The organism is Methylobacterium dankookense (assembly GCF_902141855.1).
Classification (GTDB): domain Bacteria; phylum Pseudomonadota; class Alphaproteobacteria; order Rhizobiales; family Beijerinckiaceae; genus Methylobacterium; species Methylobacterium dankookense.
Genome location: NZ_CABFVH010000070.1, coordinates 1 through 19,429 on the forward strand (window position 1 = coordinate 1; position 19,429 = coordinate 19,429).

Here is a 19,429-nt window from a genome sequence, read left to right on the forward strand (position 1 = left end):
ACGTCACAGCCGCCCGGCGCGGGGTGGAGCAGCCCGGTAGCTCGTCAGGCTCATAACCTGAAGGTCGTTGGTTCAAATCCAACCCCCGCAACCAGATCATCGATCCTGATGAAACCCGCCAAGCCTTCCGGTTTGGCGGGCTTTTTCGTTGGGCCTGTCGGTCGCCACCAGCTGACACCGCCTTGTCCCCTCTTCACCTCATGGGACGAAGAGGGGAGGGGACTTTTCGGCACCCTTCGTCGTCAGGCCGCGACGCCCGTGCCGATCGGGCATGTCACGCCGGTGCCGCCAAGGCCGCAATAGCCGGCCGGGTTCTTCGCGAGGTACTGCTGGTGATAGGCCTCCGCGAAATAGAGGTGGTCGAGCGGCTTGATCTCCGTGGTGATGTCGGGAAAGCCGCGCTCGCGGAGCGCCGCCGCGTAAGCAGCGCGCACGGCCTCGGCCGTCTCCGCCTGTGCCGCGCCGTTCGTGTAGATGCCGGAGCGATACTGCGTGCCGACATCGTTGCCCTGGCGCATACCCTGCGTCGGATCGTGGCTCTCGAAGAAGGTCTTAAGGACCGATTCGAGGGGCAGAACGGCTGGGTCGAAGGCGACGAGCACCACCTCGGTATGTCCGGTCAGGCCGGAGCAGACTTCCTCGTAGGTGGGGTTCGGCGTGTAGCCTCCGGCATAGCCGACTGCCGTGACATGGACGCCCTCCGGCAATTGCCAGAACTTGCGCTCGGCGCCCCAGAAGCAGCCGAGTGCCAGAACGATCGCCTCGATACCGTCGGGATAGGGGCCTTTCAGCGCGTGGCCGTTGACGAAATGGTGCTCGGCGGTCGGGATCGGCGTCGGGCGGCCGGGCAAGGCATCGGCCGCGCTCGGCATCTCGGGGCGCTTGCGGAACAGGAACATCGGGTGCGGCTCCGGTCGATCGGACCTTCTCTTGCTCACAGATATGGGGTGCGCGCGCGATCCGCATAAGGCGGACGGTCTTCAGCCTTGAAGGCGGCATCGCGGCTTTGTAGCTTCCATCCCGAAGCAACCTTTGCCGAAACAACCCTTGCGGACCCTTCGAGGAGCATGGACCCTACGAACCCCGTGCGCCTGCTGGATCACCTGCAGGCCGAGTCGAACCAGGGTGATCCCTTCGCTGCCGCCGTGCGCGCCACGCGCATGCCGATGATCGTCACCAATCCGCGCCTGTTCGACAACCCGATCGTCTTCGCCAACAACGCTTTCCTGGCCCTGACCGGCTACGAGCGGATGGAGGTGACCGGGCGCAATTGCCGCTTCCTGCAGGGGCCGGAGACGGACCCCGCCGATGTCGATGCGATCCGCGCGGCGATCCGGCAGGAGGTGCCGATCACCCTCGACCTGCTCAACTACCGCAAGGATGGCACGACCTTCCGCAATGCGCTCTATCTCGGTCCGGTGCACGACGAGGCAGGGCGGCTGCGCTACTTCTTCGCCTCGCAGCTCGATGTGAGCGAGCGCTATCACCTCCTCGACGAGGTGACGACATTGAAGGCCAGGGTCGCCGAGCTGGAGGCGCGGCTCTAGACCATTTTCCATGATCCTTGGATCACGGAAAATGGTCTATCTCATTGATTGAGCCGCATTTTCTTTCGCGGGACCGGCAACCACGTCCGCGGAAAATGCTCCAAGCGCTTGTTTTGATGCGCCCTCTTTCCTCGAGCCGGTATCCCTTCGGCGCAAGGGCCCTCCAGGACCGGGCGATGGCGATCATGCTGTCGTCGAGCAGCGAGAACCGGATGCCGGCGGCCCGCAGCGCCGAGACGGCGAGGTGGCGCGATCGCGACCCCGAGACCTCCGCATCGTCTTCCAGGCGGCGCATCGTCGAGAGGGACAGGCGGCTCGCCCGCGCGAGGTCCATCATCGACCAGCCGAGGAGCCCGCGCGCCGCCCGCAGGTGCCGGCCCTGGAGACCCTGTTCCAGACCCTTCCGAAGCTCGCCGCCGAACGTCGCGATCTGCGTCTCGACGGGAGAGATGACCGCCGACCAGCCCTCGATCGAGTCCTTCTGCCTGATAGATGGCAACCATGGTGTAGCGGAAACGCGCGCGCTCGTTCCCGGCGCGTTTCAGGGTGGGGACCTTGCTGAAGGGCTTGCCCGTCGCCAGGAGGCGCATCGATTCCTCCTGCCAGTAAGTCCATTCCTCGGGCGCGACATGCGCCAGATTGACGTTGGATTGCCTGCCTGGAACTACCAAGCTTGAGTTATGTATCGGCTGTTTGAGCAAGTGATTCCCGCTCGTCGGCCGGGATCGATCCGGCTTTGTAGACATCAGGCGCTCTCGCAGGAGGAGTTTCTCCGAGGCCCGGATCGACGACGCGGCCACACACGGCCAAGCCGATCCACGATCGGCAGCTGAAGTGCCCGCGCTGGTCACGATCCGATGGGATCGGGACACGGCTCTAGAGCGCTCGCCGCCGAAGTGGATGCCGGTTCGGCGCAAGAGAGCGCGTCAGAACAAGGGCTTAGAGCCGTGCCCCGTCGCAACGCGATCGGGCGTGGCTCTAAGGACGCGTGAGGAACCCGATCGGCTCGCGGCGGGGCCGGCCGAGCCAGATCAGCACGGCGCCGAGTCCGAGGCCGATGAGCGAGGCGGGAGCGAGCGTCAGCGGCAGGACGAGCAGGTCCCACAGCCAGGGCGCGAGGCCCTGGACGCTACCCTGGAGGGCGCCGGCCTTCTCCTTGAAGACCGTGAAGATCAGGTCCGAGAGCGACGTCACCCGCAGGCTGTTGTTCGCGATCGAGCGGGCGCCGTCATAGACCAGGGCCACGAAGCCGCCGGCCAGGCAGAGGAAGCCGAGGAAGCGGCTGAGGAAACGCAGCATCGTGGGTTCCGCTGGGGCGGGTCCGGTCCGTGACACTCGGAGTATGGCCACGCTCGCGCAAGCGCAAGCGGTTGCCAGGCGGCGGCGCCCCGTGCCAGACGGCTCCGGCTCTGATGGGGGAACGCGACGGCGTGGATGCGCGTGCGGATGCGGCCGGTCGCGGACGACCGGCCCTGGTGATCTTCGATTGCGACGGCGTCCTCGTCGACAGTGAGCCGATCAGCCTCGCCTGCCTCACCGCCGGCCTGAACCGGATCGGCGTGCCGATCGACCTCGAGACGGTGCGTGCCCGGTTTGCGGGCACCTCGATGGTCTCGATCATGGAGCACATCGCCCGCGACTACCGTATCGACGCCCCGGAGGGGTTCGTCGCCGAGGTCAAGGCCGAGACGCTACGCGCCTTCGATGCCGAGCTGCGCGCGATGGCGGGCGCCGCCGAGACGATCGCCGCCCTGGATCTGCCGATCTGCGTGGCGTCGAGCAGCGATCCGGTGAGGCTGCGCCACTCGCTCGGCCTCACCGGCCTGCTGCCGCTCTTCGAGGGGCGGGTCTTCTCGTCCGTCGAGGTGCGCCGGGGCAAGCCCTTCCCGGACCTGTTCCTGCACGCGGCCGCGCGGATGGAGACGGCGCCGGACGCCTGCCTGGTGGTCGAGGACAGCGTGCCCGGCGTGACGGCAGCGCGCGCTGCCGGCATGCGCGTGATCGGCTTCACCGGCGGCGGCCATTGGGGCCACGACCCGGCCGGCGCCGATCTCTCGGCGGCCGGTGCCGAGAGGGTCGTCTCGGACTATGCGGCTCTCGCCCGCCTGATCCTCGCCGGGTGAGGCCGGGATCCCCGCTTGGCGGGTGTGGACAGGCCCTCGGCGGAAAACCCTGCCGCGGGGCGGTCCGGCGTCATTCTCCTGCCACGCTTGCGTGCAAAAACGAAACAGCCTTCCGTTGACGGAAGGTCATGACGAGCACATCTTAAGTGTGCCGCTTGTCTCCGCTCGGGGATTGCGGCCGCGGTGATTTGAAGAGCGTAGCTTGCGCCGCGAAAACAAACGCTAAAGCACCACGTGGTCGCTGGCTTGCTCTTGGGCTGACTGCCAAGGCTTCGTGGTCCTTCTTCAGGAGGACAGCGCGTGACCTTTTCGCATGTTCGTATCCGACGTCCTGACGCCCGGGCCATCCGCCGGGCTCGCGCCTGCTGTCGACGCTGAGACCGAACCTCTCGCCGTTCCATCGCAGTCACGCAGGCCGCCTCCGTCGGCCATCAGGAGTCATCCGCCCCATGTCCAAGCTTCACAGCACTGAGCCCGGTCCGGGCTCCGGCGCCGCATCGGCCGCGCCCCGCATCATCGAGGTGGGCGAGATCGCCGCCGGCATCACCGTGCCCGAGGGGCGCGGCGTGCGCTTCTTCTCGTCGACCCGCGATTTCGACAGCCTCGACGGCGTCGTCTTCGGCAGCACCGAGCAGGCGGCGCGGGCGGCTCGAGACCGGTTCCGCGCACGCACGCGGGCGGGCGGCGGGCGCGTGGCCCGCCCCTCCGGTCAGCGCCTTCGCGCGGTGTGACGCATCCCGCGCGCTACTTGCACTCCTCGCGGGTGCGCTTCATCGCGTCGGCGAAGCCGGCGAGCGCGTATTCGTCGCTCGTCGGGTTGCCGCGCGCCGAGGTCGTCTTGATCACGAGCTTCGGGGCCCGGCCGCTCATCTCGGCGACCACCTTGGCCTCCTCCGCCGGGTTCTGCAGCCAAGCGTTGTTGTCCTTGGTCACAAGCCCGTAGCGGGCGGTACCGATGTTGAGGCTCGGGTCGGTCGGAGCCGCGGCGGCGCCCGGCTTCTGCTGCGCGGCAGCGGGTTTCGCCGGGAAGCCCAGCATCACCGCCACCTCGTTCTGCACGTTCTCGCCCTTGCGCACGGTCACGAACAGGTAGGCGCTGTCGCGCTTCAGCGTGTTCGGCGAGCGCGCCTGCGGCTGGGCGATGGCGTAGCAGAGGCGGCCCTTGCCCTGGCCGTTGGTGAAGACGTTCCAGTCGCCGATCACCGCCACCGGCGTAGCCTGCTGCATGCCGGGCGGCGTGGCGGACGGCTTCGCGCGCTCGCGTCCGCGCCGGCCGCGCTTGGGCTCCGCCTCTGGGGCGGCCTCCTGCGCCTGCGCGAGGCCCGTGCCGATGGCGCCCGGCCCGTGCCCGGCCACCAGGATGGGGGCGAGGAACGCGAGGGCTCCGGCAGTCGACAGGCAGAGGGCACGGCGCATCGGCACATCCTGGGCAGCATCGTCCGGTGTGCACAGCGTAGCCGGCGCACAGGGATTTAGTGACGCTTGAGCGTCAGGACGGCAAGTCGATGGAAAAGAGGGCAGCGAGAGGGCAGGCGCGGGCGAGCCCGCTGCCGCCGCGTCATATCCTGGGGATGATGCGCGCCCGGATCAGGCGGCGCGGATCTCGGTGGCCGTGGCGGCGGCCATCACGGCCGCCGGCAGCGGCTCCGCGGCGACGGAGATCGTGACCGCCGGCTCCGCAATCTTGCGCGCCGGCGGGTCGTTGTAGGGCGTGTTGTAGCCCTTGCGCACCGCCGCCCAGTACGCCTCCCGCGCGAGGCCGGAGCCGGTCAGGGCGGCGTCGATCATGGCCGTGGCGGAGGCCGCCATGGCCGGCGCCTCGTCCGGCTTGATCCAACTCTCGACGAGCATGCTGCGATCTCCGATCCACATGGCCGAGCTTGTACGCGACGCAACTTAGCTGAACGGTGAACGCGGCTGCCGCCGGAAGGTTGCGGCGCACAAGCCTCAGGCGTTGTCCCCCGACAGTTTCGTGATCCAGGCCTCCGCCTGCGCGCGCACGTTGGCCGGCGCGGTGCCGCCGTAGCTGGTGCGGCTCGCCACGGAGTTCTCGACGCCGAGCACGGCGTAGATCGCGTCGGTGATGCGCGGCTCCGCCTCCTGCATCTCGGGCAGGGACAGCGCTTCCAGCCCGACGCCCCGGGCCGCGGCGACGCCGACGAGGCGGCCGGTGACGTGGTGGGCCTGCCGGAACGGGAGGCCGAGCTCGCGCACCAGCCAGTCGGCGAGGTCGGTGGCGGTGCTGTAGCCGGAGCCGGCCGCCTTGCTCAGGATTGCGGCCGCGGGCTCGAGGTCGCGCACCATGCCGGTCATCGCGGCGAGGCAGAGGGAGAGGGCCTGGAGCGCGTCGAAGGTGCCCTCCTTGTCCTCCTGCATGTCCTTCGAATAGGCGAGCGGCAGGCCCTTCATCACGATGAGGAGGCCGGTGAGCGCGCCGACGATGCGGCCGGCCTTGGCGCGCACCAGCTCCGCCGCGTCGGGGTTGCGCTTCTGCGGCATGATGGACGAGCCGGTGGTGAAGCCGTCCGAGAGCTTCACGAAGCCGAACTGCGCCGAGGTCCAGACCACGAGCTCCTCGGCGAAGCGCGACAGGTGCACGGCGCAGATCGAGGCGGCGGAAAGCGATTCCAGCGCGAAGTCGCGGTCGGCCACGGAATCGAGGGAGTTCGCGGTTGGCCGGTCGAAGCCGAGCGCTGCGGCCGTGGCGTGCCGGTCGATCGGGAAGGAGGTGCCGGCGAGCGCCGCGGATCCGAGCGGGCACTCGTTGAGGCGGGCGCGGGCGTCGCGGAAGCGCCCGCGGTCGCGCGCCAGCATCTCGACATAGGCGAGGCAATGGTGGCCGAAGGTGACGGGCTGGGCCGATTGCAGATGAGTGAAGCCCGGCATCACGGTGCCGGCATGGGCGAGCGCCTTGTCGGCGAGCGCCCGCTGCAGCTCGGCGGCCTGGGCATCGAGCGAATCGAGGGTGTCGCGCACCCAGAGCTTCATGTCGGTGGCGACTTGATCGTTGCGCGAGCGCGCCGTGTGCAGGCGGCCGGCAGCCGGCCCGACGATCTCGGTCAGCCGGCTCTCCACGGACATGTGGATGTCCTCGAGTTCGCGGCGGAACACGAAGGTGCCGGACTCGATCTCGGCCTGGACGCTCTTGAGCCCGACCTCGATCGCGGCCACATCCTCGGCCGGGAGGATGCCGGCTTGGCCCAGCATCGCCACATGCGCCAGCGAGCCGCGGATGTCCTGGGGCGCGAGGCGCTTGTCGAATCCGATCGAGGCGTTGATCTCTTCCATGATCTCGGCCGGGCCGCTCGCGAAGCGGCCGCCCCACATCCGGTTGCTCATGCTCTCAACGTCCCCACGCTCATGTCCCGACAGGCAAGGCCGATGCCCGTGACCGTCGCTCGTCTCGCCATCGGGGCCGGCCTCGTGACCGCCCTCGCCGCAGGCCTTGCCCTATACGGGACCGGCTCCATCGGCGGCAACGGGGCGGGCCCCTGCGCGCCCTCCGGCGCCGCTCTCGCCCGGGTCGCGGCCGCCTCCCGCGGCGACGTCGCGGCGATGCAGGCGCCCGAGAAGCCCCGGCCCGCGCCGGACATCGCCTTCAAGGGGCCGGACGGGACCGAGATGCGCCTCGCGGATCTCCGCGGCAAGCTCCTTCTCGTCAATCTGTGGGCGACTTGGTGCGCGCCCTGCAAGGCCGAGATGCCGGCCCTCGACCGGCTCCAGGGCGCGCTCGGCGGGGCGGATTTCGCGGTGGTGGCGATCAACCTCGACACCCGCAACGTGGACAAGCCGCCGCTCTGGATGACGGAGAACGGCATCGCGAAGCTCGCCTACTACGCCGATCCGGGCGGCCGGGTGCTGCCCGCGATCCAGCGCGACACCGGCTCCACCGGCCTGCCGACCACGATGCTGATCGACGCCGCCGGCTGCACGGTCGGCGTCATGAAGGGGCCGGCCGAGTGGTCGGGCGACGACGGCCGCAACCTGATCCTCGCGGCCCTCGGGCGAAGCTGACGCGGGTTTCCAAAGGCCTCAGGCCTTTGGCGGGTCCAGGGCAGAGCCCTGGGGGTTCTCTCGGGGCTCCGCCCCGACACCCCGCCCAAGGGACTTGTCCCTTGGGGATCTGAGGACGATCCGTGCGGCGCTCTCGCTCGGCGCCTCGCCGTCGGGAAGCTGCATCAGCCCGTCGATGCGCTCCAAAGCCGTCACCTGGCGGTCGCGCTCCGGGCCGCCCGCGAGCAGGGGCCCAAGCGCCCCGGCGAGGCGCTCGGCCGTGCAATCGGCCTGGATGAATTCCGGCATCGCGTTCTCGCCGAGGATCAGGTTCGGCAGGACGATGGTCGGCACCTGGATCAGGCGGCGGCCGATGAACTCCTCGATCCGCGAGACCTTGTAGGCGACGACCATCGGCACGCCCGCGAGCGCCAGTTCGAGCGTCACCGTGCCCGAGGCGGCGAGCGCCGCCCGGGCCGCGCGGAAGGCCGCATATTTCTCCGCCTCGCCCGAGACGATGCGCACCGGCACCGGCCAGGTGGCGGCGAGGGCCTCGATGCGGGCCCTGTGCCGGTTCACGGCGGGCAGCACCGCCTCGAACGGGCGCTCCGCCGCCTTCAACCGTGCCAGCGTCTCGCCGAAGACCGGCATCAGCCGCTCGATCTCGGAGCGGCGCGAGCCCGGCAGCACGGCGAGGGTGAAGGGCGCAACCTGCCGCGCTTGCGCCGCCTCCGGCCCCGGGCGCAGCTCGCCGAGGCGCTCGATCAGCGGGTGGCCGACATAGCTGCAGAGGGGGCCGCCGAGGCGGCGATGGGCCTCCGGCTCGAAGGGCAGCAGCGCGAGGACATGGTCGACATAGGCGCGCATGGTCTTCGCGCGCCAGGGCCGCCAGGCCCAGACGCTCGGCGAGACGTAATCGACCACCGGAAGGTCCGGCAGTCGCTTGCGCACCCGCGAGGCGACCGCATGGGTGAAGCCGGGACTGTCGATGATGACGAGCACGTCGGGCCGGGCCGCCACCACGTCGTCCACCGTCTCGCGGATGCGGCGCAGCAGCGTGCGCGCCCGGGCGAGCACCGGCAGGTAGCCCATCACCGCCACGTCATCGAGGGGGAAGAGCGAGGTGAAGCCCTCCGCCGCCATGGCCTCGCCGCCGACGCCGCCGAGTTCGAGCGGGGCGGGGGCCGCCGCGCGCAAGGCCCGGATCAGCTTCGCGCCGAGCTGGTCGCCCGAATCCTCGCCCGCCACGAGCCAGATCTTCACGCCCGCGCCTCCAGCCCGACGAGGAAGAGGCCGCGCCGGTCGGCCTCGGCGACCGTCTCGGCGCGGTCGATCAGCAGGGTCCGGCCGGCCTCGACGGCGATCCCCGCGCAGCCCGCGGCCGCGGCGTTGCACACCGTGCGCGGGCCCACCGCCGGCAGGTCGATACGCAGGTCCTGGCCGCCTTTGGCGAGCTTCACCAGCACCGTGCCGAGGGCGGGACGGCCGTAGCCGAAGGGCCTCCGGTTGAGGCCGCGGGCGCGGGCGAGCATGCGGTCGGTACCCTCCGGCCCCTCGATCGCGAGCACCCGGTCGCCCGCCACCACCGCCGCCTGGCCGACATCGAAGGGCGAGAGGCCGGCGAGCAGCGCCTGCCCGGTGCCGACCGAGCCCTGCGCCTCGGCATCCGGCGCGTGCCGGCCGAGGATCCCCAAGGGGCTCAGGAGATCGGGCGCGACCTCGTGCACCCCGAGCACGCGGTGACCGTTCTCCTCGAGGAGGGCGAGCGCGGCGCGCAGGAGACGGTCGTCACCGCCGCCCGCGATGGCGCGCAGGGCCTCGCGGTTGCGCAGGGCCGCGCCGGCATTGAGCAGGGCCGCCGGGCTCGGCCGCGCGACGCCGCCCGCCGGCACGACCACGGCAGGGCCCCAGCTCTTCAGGATGGCCAGCGTGCCGCCGATATCGAGGAGGTCGACGGTGGCGTCCGCCCGCGCCCGCAGGCGGCGGTCGGTGAAGCCGCGCAGGGCCAGGACCTTGAAGCTCCGGCCGGCCCGCTGGAGCGAATCCGCCACGAGATCCGGCAGGCGCCCGGCGCCCGCGACCAGCACGAGGCTCCCGCTCGGTTCCGCCGGGGCAGGCACGGGATCAGGCCGCGCCGGTCGGGGCCGGCGCCTCGCGCGGCGTGCAGATCGAGCGCTTGCCGCCGGCCCGGATGAAGTCGAGGATCTCGCGCACGGCCGGATGATCGGCGAACTCGGCCGCCACGTCCTCGACGCGCTCCATCAGGGTGCCCTCGGGGGCGAAGATCAGGCGATAGGCCCGGCGCAGCGCGTGGATGTCCTCGCGGGCGAAGCCGCGGCGCTGGAGGCCGATGATGTTGAGCCCGGACAGGTGCGCGCGGTTGCCGACGACCATGCCGTAGGGGATGCAGTCGTTCTCCAGGCCCGAGAGGCCGCCGACGAAGGCGTGCGCGCCGACGCGCGCGAACTGGATCACCGCAGCGCCTCCGCCCAGGATCGCGTAGTCGCCGACGCTGCAATGGCCGGCGAGCATGACGTTGTTGGAGAAGATCACGTTCGCGCCGACCCGGCAGTCGTGCCCGACATGGGAATTCGCCAGGAAGGTGCAGCGGTCGCCGACCACGGTCTCCGAGCCGCCGCCCGCGGTGCCCGGATTCATGGTCACGCCTTCGCGGATCACGCATTCCGCACCGATCGTCAGCGTCGTCGCCTCGCCGCGGTACTTCAGGTCCTGCGGCGGGTGGCCGATCGAGGCGAAGGGATAGATCTTGGTGCGCGGGCCGATCGTCGTGCGGCCGGCCACCACGACGTGGCTGACGAGCTCGCATTCGGGCCCGATCACCGCCTCGTGGCCGACATGGCAGAAGGGGCCGATGCGCACGCCCTCGGCGATCGCGGCGCCCGCCTCGATGATGGCGCTCGGATGGACTTGCGCCGCGCTCACTGCGTCACCAGCATGGCGCCGATCTCCGCCTCGGCCACGAGCGTGCCGTCGACGCGGGCCTCGCCGCGGAACCACCACATCGTCTTGCGCTGGTTGAGCTTCTTCATGTGGAACCGCACCTGGTCGCCGGGGACCACGGGCTTGCGGAACTTGCACTTGTCGATGGTCATGAAGAAGACCTGCTTGGTCTGGACCGGACCGCCGGCGGCGAGGTGGCGGCAGCAGATCGCGCCCGCGGTCTGGGCCATGCCCTCGATGAGCAGCACGCCGGGGAAGACCGGCATGCCGGGGAAATGCCCGGTGAATTGCGGCTCGTTGGCGGTGACGTTCTTGATGCCGATGCAGCTCTCGTCGCGGTCGATCTCGATGATCTTGTCGATCATCAGGAAGGGATAGCGATGGGGCAACAGCTCCAGCACCTTCTGGATGTCGGCCGCGCCGAGTTCCTGCACCGTCTCCGTCATCGCTTCAACTACCCCGCCTCCCGGCCGCCACCGCGGCCGGTTCGTTCATTCCGGACCCGGCCGGTGTTTCGACCAAAACCGCGCCCCAGTGCAAGTCGTTTGGAAAGCCGTCCGATCCCGGCCGGCGGCTGCCTACCGGTCCGCGTCGTCGCGGCTCTCGGCGCTGCCGGACCGTTCGGCGAGGCGCGCCAGCGTCGTCAGCTCGCGGAACCAGGCCCGAACGGGCTTGGCCGGCGTGCCGCCCCAGCGACTGCCCGGGGGCACGTCGCGGTTGACGTTGGACGATCCGGCGATCTGCGAGCCGCGGCCGATGGTGAGATGGCCGACCACGCCGACCTGGCCGCCGAGCACCACGTAGTCCTCCAGCGTCGTCGAGCCGGAGATGCCGACGCCCGACACGATCACGCAATGGCGGCCGATGACCACGTTGTGGGCGATCTGCACGAGGTTGTCGATCTTGGTGCCTTCGCCGACCACCGTGTCGCGGCTGGCGCCGCGGTCGATCGTGGTGTTGGCGCCGATCTCGACATCGTCCTGGACGATGACGCGGCCGATCTGCGGGACCTTCAGGTGGCTCGCGCCCATGGCGAAGCCGAACCCGTCCTGGCCGATGCGCGCGCCCGGATGCACGATCACCCGGTTGCCCATCAGCGTGTGGCTGAGGCTCGAAGCGGCACCGATGGCGCAGTCGCGGCCGACCCGACAGAAGGGACCGACCACCGCGTTGGGGCCGATCACCGTGCCCGAGCCGATCTCGGCGCCGGGGCCGATCACCGCGCCGGGATCGACGGTGACGCCGTCCTCGAGATGGGCCTCGGGATGGACATGGGCGCCCGGCGCGACGCCGCGGGCTCCGAATTGCGAGCCGGGGCGCATGGCATCCGGATGCAGGCGGCCGAGGAGCGCGGCATAGGCACGGTAGGGATCGCGCAGGACGAGCGCCGCCGTATCCGCGGGCACGCGGGCGGCGAAGCGCGGCGAGACGAGGCAGATGCCGGCCCGCGTCGCGGCCAGCGCGTCGCCGTAGCGGGCATTGTCCATATAGGCGAGGTCGCGGGGGCCCGCCCGGTCGAGGGGGGCCGCACCCGTGACGGTCCGGTCCGGATCGGCGCCCTCCGGCAGGGGGACGCCCGCGGCCTCGGCGACGAGGCGCAGCGTCAGGGTGGTCTGCGCGGTGAAGAAATGCGGGTCGGACATGCTCTTGCGAAACCGTCGCGCGGGTCGGTCGCGTGCCGGTCGCGCGCGAGGACCCGTCCAGCACCGCCGCGGCTGCGGCGGGCGATCGTCGCCGACCGTCAGGCGATGTGAAAGGGGCGCCAATATGACGACGCGCCGCCCCGGGGTTCCGGAGCGGCGCGCAGTGTTTCAGGTAGAGCCCGGAGGCCGGATCAGAAGCGCGAGCCGCCCGAGAAGCGGAACGCCTGGATCTGGTCCTTGCCGACGCGGCCGGCATAGGCGCCGTTCACGAAGATCTTCTCACCCTCGTCCTTCGACAGCGCGTAGGCGTAGTCGAAGCGGATCGGACCGAGCGGCGAGTTCCAGAGGATCGAGGCGCCGACCGACGAGCGGATCGTCGTCTTGTCGCGGACGTTCAGGCACTCCGGCTCGACGCCGATGGTGAAGGTGTTGAAGTTGCAGCCCGAGCCGGGGGCGAAGCCGTTGATCAGCCGGTCGCCGTTCACGTCGAAGGTGCGGCGGCCGCCATAGCCGAACAGCGTACCGGCATCGGCGAAGACCGCGCCCTTCAGGCCGAGATCCTTCGGCACGCCCCAGAGCGGGAACTGAACCTCGACCGAGGCGCCGACATAGGTCGAGCCGCCGACCGCGTTGGAGCGGGCATCGGTCGTGCCGATGTCGCGCGGGCCGATGCCGTTCGGCGCGAAGCCGCGGACGAGCGACGGGCCGAGGAAGAACTGGTCGGTCAGGCGCAGCGGGTTGCCGTCGAGGGATTCGATGTGGCCGCCCTGCAGGCGGACGAAGCCGACGACGTCCTCCCAGAGTTCCTTGTAGTAGCGCGCCTCGCCGGTGACGCGGAAGAACTTCGAGTCGCCGCCGAGGCCGGCGACGTCGGGCTTCAGCTCGGCGTAGAAGCCGTTGCGCGGGGCACCGATCACGTCGAGCGTCGAGTAGGCGAGCGTCAGGCCGGCGAGCGAGGTCAGGGTGTTGCCCTGCGAGCCCTTCAGCGCGATCGAGGCCTCGCCGTTATAGGCGCAGTCCGGATACCTCGCGAGACCGCTGACGTTCTGCCCGTTGATGACAGTGCCCGGATCCCAAGTCTGGGTCAGGCCCGGGATCGGCACCGAGCAGTCGTTGTAGGGCCGCTTGATGGTGTTCGGGACCTTCAGCTCCGTGTTGTAGAGCGAGTAGCGGAGCGTGATGCCGAACTCCTCGGTGATCGGCAGGCCGAGGCGGAGCTGGCCGCCATAGACCGTGGTCTCGTAGCGCGAGTAGCGGGTCAGGTCGCTGTACTTGTAGAAGGCGTCGAAGCCCGCCGCGAGGCGGTAGCCCAGGAAGTACGGCTCGGTGAACGAGAAGTCGACACCGCGGGAGTACTGGCCGCCGGTGCCGGCGACGCGGACGTATTGGCCGCGGCCGAGGAAGTTCGATTCCGAGACCGAGACCTCGCCGATGATGCCGTCCTGGGTGGAGTAGCCGCCCGCCACCGAGAACGAGCCGGTGGGCTGATCCTCGACATCGATGTTCAGGACGACACGGTCGGGGGAGGAGCCGGGCTCGTTCGAGAAGCGGACCTTCTTGAAGAAGCCCAGGCCGTTCAAGCGGCGCTCGGCGCGGTCGGTGAGCACGCGGTTGTAGGCGTCGCCCTCGCCGAAATCGAGCTCGCGGCGGATGACGTAGTCGCGGGTGCGGGTGTTGCCGCGGATGTTGACGCGCTCGATGTAGACGCGCGGGCCGTCCTCGACGACGAAGCCGAGCGAGACCTGATGCGTGGCCCGGTCGCGCTGGCCGGTGGGGCGGACCTGCGCGAAGGGGAAGCCCTGGCGGTTCACGTCGGTCGTGATGCCCGACAGCGACTTCTCGACATCCTCGGCGTTGTAGACGTCGCCGACCGCGGCGCGGACCTCGCCGTCGAGGCGGCCGGTATCGACGCCGGCCAGGCGCGAATCGACGACAACCGCGCCGACGCGGTACTGCTCGCCCTCGTTCACCGTGACGGTGATGACCCAGCCGTTCTTGTCCTCGCCCTCGACGTAGCGGGCATCGGCGTTGACGATCTGGAAGTCGGCGTAGCCGTTGCGCAGGTAGTAGCGGCGGACCAGGTCGAGGTCGTTGGCGATCCGGTCGGGATCGTAGACGTCGGAGGTCTTGACGAAGCTCAGGAAGTTCATCTCCGAGGAGCTCATCAGACCGCGCAGGGTCCGCTCGGAATAGGCGTTGTTGCCGACGAAGTTGATCGAGACGATGCCGGTCTTGTCGCCCTCGTCGACCTGATAGATCACGTCGACGGTGCCGTTGGGCAGGTCGACGGTGCGGTAGGTGACCTTGGCGGTGCCGCGGCCGGCGCGCCGGTAGATCTCCTTGATGCGGGCGACGTCGGCGTTGATCACGGCCGGGTTGAAGGCGCCGCGCGCCTTGGTCTCGATCTGCGCCTCGAGGGTCGCCTTCTCGACCTTCTTGTTACCCTCGAACACCACCCGGTTGATGATGTTGTTCTCGCGGACCGTCACGACCGTGCGGCCGCCGCTCTGGGCGACCTTCACGTCCGAGAACATGCCGCTCGCGAGCAGGTTGCGCCGAGCCTCCTCGGCCGACCCCGACGCCGTGCCGGTGACGTAGGACCGGATCGTGTCGGAATCGACGCGCCGGTTGCCCTGAACGACGATCTGTTGCGCCTGCGCCGCGGTGCTGACCAGCACCCCAGTCGCGGCGGCGACTAGGACGATGGTCCGCTTCACCGACTCGCGCCGGTGCTTCCCCGTCATCGACATCATGTAATCGCCCGTCTGTGTTGTTCTCGGAGCGGGAACTCAAACCCGCCACGGGCGACCGTTGCCCGGCCGTCCCGTCACCTGGTCCAAGCGTAGCTCTTAACGGGATTCCCAAGGCAAGCAAACGTCGCCGTAGGGGGCCGCCTGGGGAAATTGGAGGGTCGTGGCCTTCGGGCCACTTAACGCGGGCGCGGCTGGGACCACGATCCGTCGGCAGGGTAAACCGCGGGTAAAATCCGCAGCCCGCAGGGCTTTCCGGATCGCGTGAGGATCGTGGAAACGCTTCCGAAACCCCGTCGCCGAAGCCCTGCGGAGCGGGCGCCGGGGCGCGGCCGGCTGCCGGATCGGGGCGACTTTGCGGCGAATCCGGGGCGCAACCGGGGAGGCGCGCCGCGGATCAGGGGATCGCCGCGTCCGGGGACGCCGCGATCCGGGCCGGCCTCATACGACATCCGTGTGATCCCTTCGGGATGTCGCCTTCGCTCAAGCGCCGCGCGGGCTTGCCGAGACCGCGTCCGGGTCCGATCAACCGGACGCGGTATCAGGTGTTGCGGCCCCAGGAGGCGCCGAGGTTGAGGATGTCGTTCCAGGCGGCGAACAGCATCAGCATCAGCACCAGGGCGAGGCCGATGCGGAAGCCGATCTCCTGCGCGCGCTCGCTCAGGGGGCGCCCGCGCACCGCCTCGAAGGCGTAGAAGAGCAGGTGGCCGCCATCGAGGAGCGGCACGGGGAACAGGTTCAAGAGACCGATCGAGACCGAGAGCAGCGCGATCAGGCCGACGAGGCCGCCGACGCCGCCGGTCTTGGCGACCTCGCCGGAGACGCGGGCGATCCCGATCGGTCCGGAGAGCTGGTCGGCGGATTCGCGGCCCGTGGCGAGCTTGCTGAGATAGGAGAATGTGCGCTCGACCACGAAATAGGTCTCGTGCACGCCGAGCTTCAGCGAGGCGAAGGGTCCGTACTGGACGAGCTTCGCCTCCGAGCCGTTCGGCGAGCGGATGCCGAGGCGGCCGACCCGGTGCCGGCCGAAGGGCGTGCGGTCCTCGTGGACCCGCGGCGTCGCCGTGACCTGGCGCTCCGCGCCGTCGCGCTCGATCGTGAAGACGAGGGCGCTGCCGGCGCTGCCGGTGACGGTGCGGTACATGGCGTTGAAGTCGCCGACCGGCTGGCCGTCGATCGCCTTGATCAGGTCGCCGGGCTCGAAGCCGGCCTCCGCGGCGGCGCTGTTCGGCTCCACCGCGGCGACGCGGGCGGGCAGCTCGTAGCGGCCGCCGAGCCAGATCGCGCCGGCGAAGAGCAGGATCGCCAGGATGAAGTTGGCGACCGGCCCCGCCGCGACGATGGCCGCGCGCTTGGAGACGGGCTGGGTCGGGAAACTCGTCGCCCGCTCCTGCGGGCTCATCCGGGCGACCGTCGCGGCATCCGGCACGCTCGCGCCGTTGGCGTCGCCGTGGAACTTCACGTAGCCGCCGAGCGGGATGGCGCAGAGCTTCCAGCGGGTGCCGTGCCGGTCGTTGAAGCCGAAGAGCTCCGGCCCGAAGCCGATCGAGAAGGCGTGGACGCCGACGCCGCACCAGCGGCCGACGAGGAAGTGGCCCATCTCGTGCACGAAGACCACGATGGTGAGCACGAACAGGAACGGAATCACCGCGCCGAAGAAGCCGCTGGCGGTGCCGCCCATCGCGTTCAGGAAGTCCATGCGCCGATCCTCAAAGCCGCCTCCGGGAGGCGGTGCCCCGGAGCGGCCCCTGCCATGCCGGGTCCCGCTGTAACAGATCGGCATGGGCCGAGGCCAACGCAAACCGTCGCGAGGGTTGCCAGGCTCGCACGGACCGGGAGCCGATGCGAGGGCCCGGGCCGGCCTCCGCCGCGCCAGGTCCCGCTGTCCCCGCTATCCGGCCGGGCGATGACGGATCAGGCGTGGCCGAGCAGCGCCAGCCAGGCGAGGGTGGTCACGGGCGCGATCAGCGTCGAGACCAGCACCGAGGCGGCGACCAGGCCGGTCTCGGTCTTGTAGCGCACGGCGAGGAGATAGGCGTTGATCCCGCACGGCATCGCCGCGAACAGGGTCGCCACCCCGGCATAGGCCGGCGGCATCGAGAAGACGTGGAAGGCGAGCAGCCACACGGCGAGCGGATGCAGCACGGTCTTGAGCAGGGCGACGACGAGCGCGCCGGGCAGGTCGAACAGCACGCGGTAGCGCCGCAGGCCCGCCCCGAGCGCCACCAGGGCGCAGGTCGAGGCGGTGGCGGCGAAGGCATCGAGGATGCTCTTCACCGGCCCGGCCGGGCTGATCCGGAGCAGCTTCATCGCCATGCCGATCAGCAGGGCCACGAAGATCGGGTTCTTGAACAGCACCTTGGCGAGGCCGACGAGCCGCTGCCAGAGCGAGCGCCCGCTCTCGGCCTCGATCAGGAAGGTCGCCACCCCCATCATCAGCGGCAGGTGGACGGCGAGCAGCAGAAAGAGCGGGAAGGCGCCCTCGTCGCCGTAGGCCTGCAGGATCATCGGCACGCCGACGAAGATCGTGTTCGACTGGCTCGCCGTGAAGCCGTGCAGCACCGCCCCCTGGCGCCCGATCCCGGCCCGGCGGAGCGCGATGACCGAGCCAGCGGCCCAGGCGATCGCGGCCCCGCCGAAATAGGAAAACCAGTAGGACCACGCGATCTCGCCCTCCAGCCCCGGCCGGGTGAGGGTGCCGATGATCAGCGCCGGCACGGCGATGGCGAAGACGTATTCCGACAGGCCGTCGCTCACCCGCTCGGAGAGCAGGCCGGCGAGGGCGGCCGCCCAGCCGATCAGGATGATCCCGAAGATCGGGACGATGATCGTGACGGCGTTCACGGCAAGGACGGGTTCCGGCGACGAGGCGGGGAGGGCGGCTGGTCGCGCGCATACCACGTTCCTGCCATGCTGCACGGGGCGCCGGGCGCATGGCACGTCCGCAGGCTGACAGGATGTCGGTGATGACCCGCATTTCCGCCGGTTTCCTGCGCCACCGGCCTGCGGCCACGCGCGCCACTGCCGCCGCGGGCCGACCCCGTGCCATAGTCACCTCCGATGACCATCGTCGCCATCGACTTCGAGACGGCCAACGAGCGGCGCGACAGCGCCTGCGCTGTCGGCCTCGCCTGGATCGCGGACGGCCGCGTCGTGCGCCGGGAATCCCGGCTGATCCGGCCGCCGGAGCTGCGCTTCGCGCCCGGCAACATCCGCGTCCACGGCATCCTGCCGGCGGACGTCGCGGACAAGCCGCCCTTCGATGCGGTGATGGCCGCGTTCCTGCCGGACCTCGCCGGCGGCCTCGTCCTCGCGCACAACGCCAGCTTCGACATCGGCGTGCTGCGCGCCTCGCTCCATGCCCATGGGCTCGCGGCGCCCCCGCTCGCCTATCTCTGCACGGTCCAGGTGGCCCGGCGCGTCTTCCCGGATCCCGCGGGCTGCGACCTCTCGAAGGTCGCCGCACGCCTGGGGATCCGCTTCGCGCACCACGATGCGGGCGAGGACGCCTATGCCTGCGCCGAGATCGCGCTCGCGGCGATGCGCGAGACGGGTGCCGCGGACATGGCGGATCTCTCCCGGCGGATCGACCTGCCGGTCACCCGCGTCGCGGGCGGCCCGGCACCGCCGACGCGTCCGGCCGCCGGCCCGATCTCGGACCGCGTCATGCGGGCGTTCCGCCCGGCTGCGCCCGCGCCGCTGCGCTTCACCATGCGCGGCAGCACCGGCAACCGCTACGACGTGACCCTGGAGGAGCGCGCGGGGGCGCCGTATCTCCGCTGCACCTGCATGGCCGGCCGCCACGGAATGCGCTGCCGCCACGTGAAGGCGCTGGCGGTGGGCGACGTCACCGACCTGCTCTCGGACAATGCGGGCGATCTGGCGCGCGTCTTCCGGGCGCTCGCGGCTGTCCCGGTCGCGTCGTCCTGAGCTTCGGCCTCGCCGGCAAGGGGGCCCGATATGCGTCAGCGCGGAAAGGCGGTGACGAGGCGAGCCGGCCCCTCGGATCGGTGATCCCGAATCCAGCTTGTCCGGATCGTCGGAATGCGGCCGTCGGGGGTGTGCAGCTTTCCGTCCACTTCGGCGTGGAGGCCCCATTCGTCCACCCAGATCTCGCGCACCGGATTTTCGGCTGCGTGACGGCGGAGGGCCTCGATCAGGCCATCGGGCCTGTCGACCTCGAATCCGAAACGAACGAAGCCTTCGATGCGGCGTCGGGACCGTTCTCGAAACACAGAAGATACCGGGTGACCTAGAGGGGATTCACACTGGTCTCGGCCAGAGGATATCCGATCTGCACCGGTCGACGCTTCTAGGGCCTGTCGTCACTTGATCCAATCGAGCGTGGCCGCGAGGCAGAGGACGCTGGTGAAGCTGACGGCGGTCTTCTCGTAGCGGGTGGCGACGGCGCG

At 70.3% G+C, this 19,429-nt stretch carries 20 protein-coding genes, 1 tRNA gene and 1 pseudogene; 6 read left to right on the plus strand and 16 right to left on the minus strand.

Translation table 11 applies throughout. From position 1 onward, the window contains the following. Positions 1–17 precede the first annotated feature (17 nt). A tRNA-Met gene (locus MTDSW087_RS27680) sits at positions 18–94 on the plus strand. Between the two features lie 148 nt (positions 95–242). Here the strand turns inward: MTDSW087_RS27680 and msrA are convergent. Then, the gene (msrA, locus tag MTDSW087_RS27685) at positions 243–899 is read right to left on the minus strand and encodes a peptide-methionine (S)-S-oxide reductase MsrA (RefSeq protein ID WP_144768684.1); all 657 of its coding nucleotides are present in this window, start codon (positions 897–899) and stop codon (positions 243–245) included. 168 nt (positions 900–1,067) lie between these two features. On the opposite strand from msrA, the gene MTDSW087_RS27690 reads away from it, so the two are divergent. Further along, positions 1,068–1,547 carry a PAS domain-containing protein gene (locus MTDSW087_RS27690; RefSeq protein ID WP_144768686.1) on the plus strand — a complete coding sequence of 160 codons (480 nt, stop codon included), beginning with the start codon at positions 1,068–1,070 and terminating at the stop codon, positions 1,545–1,547. Positions 1,548–1,569: 22 nt separating this feature from the next. Here MTDSW087_RS27690 and MTDSW087_RS27695 read toward each other — a convergent pair whose 3' ends face one another. Further along, positions 1,570–2,046: a hypothetical protein gene (locus MTDSW087_RS27695; protein WP_144768688.1), complete on the minus strand. Its 477-nt coding sequence runs from the start codon at positions 2,044–2,046 to the stop codon at positions 1,570–1,572. 479 nt (positions 2,047–2,525) lie between these two features. Further along, positions 2,526–2,846, minus strand: a complete 321-nt coding sequence (locus tag MTDSW087_RS27700; RefSeq protein ID WP_144768690.1) for a PetM family of cytochrome b6f complex subunit 7 — start codon at positions 2,844–2,846, stop codon at positions 2,526–2,528. A gap of 131 nt (positions 2,847–2,977) precedes the next feature. Between MTDSW087_RS27700 and MTDSW087_RS27705 the strand changes: the two genes are divergently transcribed. Next, positions 2,978–3,670: an HAD family hydrolase gene (locus tag MTDSW087_RS27705; RefSeq protein ID WP_238179108.1), complete on the plus strand. Its 693-nt coding sequence runs from the start codon at positions 2,978–2,980 to the stop codon at positions 3,668–3,670. A gap of 449 nt (positions 3,671–4,119) precedes the next feature. Then, complete coding sequence (locus MTDSW087_RS27710) at positions 4,120–4,401, plus strand: hypothetical protein (RefSeq protein ID WP_144768694.1); 282 nt, start codon at positions 4,120–4,122, stop codon at positions 4,399–4,401. Between the two features lie 13 nt (positions 4,402–4,414). Here the strand turns inward: MTDSW087_RS27710 and MTDSW087_RS27715 are convergent, their stop codons facing one another. From MTDSW087_RS27715 to argH, 3 genes are all read right to left on the minus strand, one after another. Next, complete coding sequence (locus tag MTDSW087_RS27715; RefSeq protein WP_144768697.1) at positions 4,415–5,086, minus strand: invasion associated locus b family protein; 672 nt, start codon at positions 5,084–5,086, stop codon at positions 4,415–4,417. A gap of 171 nt (positions 5,087–5,257) precedes the next feature. Next, positions 5,258–5,521, minus strand: coding sequence for a hypothetical protein (locus MTDSW087_RS27720; protein WP_144768699.1), 264 nt, complete (start codon positions 5,519–5,521; stop codon positions 5,258–5,260). Between the two features lie 96 nt (positions 5,522–5,617). Further along, entirely contained in the window at positions 5,618–7,009 is a 1,392-nt protein-coding gene (argH, locus tag MTDSW087_RS27725) for an argininosuccinate lyase (RefSeq protein WP_144768701.1), read from the minus strand. 42 nt (positions 7,010–7,051) lie between these two features. Here argH and tlpA point away from each other — a divergent pair, with 42 nt between their 5' ends. Beyond that, positions 7,052–7,684, plus strand: a complete 633-nt coding sequence (gene tlpA / locus MTDSW087_RS27730; protein ID WP_144768703.1) for a thiol:disulfide interchange protein TlpA — start codon at positions 7,052–7,054, stop codon at positions 7,682–7,684. Between the two features lie 18 nt (positions 7,685–7,702). On the opposite strand, the gene lpxB is transcribed toward tlpA, so the two are convergent. From lpxB to MTDSW087_RS27770, 8 genes are all read right to left on the minus strand, one after another. After that, a complete protein-coding gene (gene lpxB / locus MTDSW087_RS27735) occupies positions 7,703–8,926 on the minus strand; it encodes a lipid-A-disaccharide synthase (protein ID WP_238179110.1) in 1,224 nt (407 codons plus the stop codon). Then, complete coding sequence (locus tag MTDSW087_RS27740) at positions 8,923–9,783, minus strand: LpxI family protein (RefSeq protein ID WP_144768705.1); 861 nt, start codon at positions 9,781–9,783, stop codon at positions 8,923–8,925. Before MTDSW087_RS27740 ends, lpxB begins: the two co-directional genes overlap by 4 nt. Before the next feature lie 4 nt (positions 9,784–9,787). Next, positions 9,788–10,606 carry an acyl-ACP--UDP-N-acetylglucosamine O-acyltransferase gene (gene lpxA / locus MTDSW087_RS27745; protein WP_144768707.1) on the minus strand — a complete coding sequence of 273 codons (819 nt, stop codon included), beginning with the start codon at positions 10,604–10,606 and terminating at the stop codon, positions 9,788–9,790. Further along, the gene (fabZ, locus tag MTDSW087_RS27750; RefSeq protein WP_144768709.1) at positions 10,603–11,070 is read right to left on the minus strand and encodes a 3-hydroxyacyl-ACP dehydratase FabZ; all 468 of its coding nucleotides are present in this window, start codon (positions 11,068–11,070) and stop codon (positions 10,603–10,605) included. Before fabZ ends, lpxA begins: the two co-directional genes overlap by 4 nt. Before the next feature lie 132 nt (positions 11,071–11,202). Then, positions 11,203–12,267 carry a UDP-3-O-(3-hydroxymyristoyl)glucosamine N-acyltransferase gene (gene lpxD / locus MTDSW087_RS27755; protein WP_144768711.1) on the minus strand — a complete coding sequence of 355 codons (1,065 nt, stop codon included), beginning with the start codon at positions 12,265–12,267 and terminating at the stop codon, positions 11,203–11,205. 191 nt (positions 12,268–12,458) lie between these two features. Continuing rightward, positions 12,459–15,020: an outer membrane protein assembly factor BamA gene (bamA, locus tag MTDSW087_RS27760; RefSeq protein ID WP_144768713.1), complete on the minus strand. Its 2,562-nt coding sequence runs from the start codon at positions 15,018–15,020 to the stop codon at positions 12,459–12,461. A 538-nt stretch (positions 15,021–15,558) separates the two neighbouring features. Further along, on the minus strand, positions 15,559–16,716 hold the full coding sequence (rseP, locus tag MTDSW087_RS27765) for an RIP metalloprotease RseP (protein WP_144768715.1): 1,158 nt from the start codon (positions 16,714–16,716) through the stop codon (positions 15,559–15,561). A 215-nt stretch (positions 16,717–16,931) separates the two neighbouring features. After that, entirely contained in the window at positions 16,932–17,861 is a 930-nt protein-coding gene (locus tag MTDSW087_RS27770; RefSeq protein ID WP_144768717.1) for an AEC family transporter, read from the minus strand. Positions 17,862–18,077: 216 nt separating this feature from the next. Between MTDSW087_RS27770 and MTDSW087_RS27775 the strand changes: the two genes are divergently transcribed. Next, positions 18,078–18,947 (plus strand): 3'-5' exonuclease, encoded by an 870-nt coding sequence (locus tag MTDSW087_RS27775; RefSeq protein ID WP_144768730.1) that lies wholly within the window; start codon positions 18,078–18,080, stop codon positions 18,945–18,947. 35 nt (positions 18,948–18,982) lie between these two features. On the opposite strand, the gene MTDSW087_RS31365 is transcribed toward MTDSW087_RS27775, so the two are convergent. Continuing rightward, on the minus strand, positions 18,983–19,252 hold the full coding sequence (locus MTDSW087_RS31365; protein WP_342353842.1) for a DUF6883 domain-containing protein: 270 nt from the start codon (positions 19,250–19,252) through the stop codon (positions 18,983–18,985). A gap of 90 nt (positions 19,253–19,342) precedes the next feature. Next, positions 19,343–19,429: pseudogene (locus tag MTDSW087_RS27780) on the minus strand (IS5-like element ISMex42 family transposase); the annotation flags it as partial.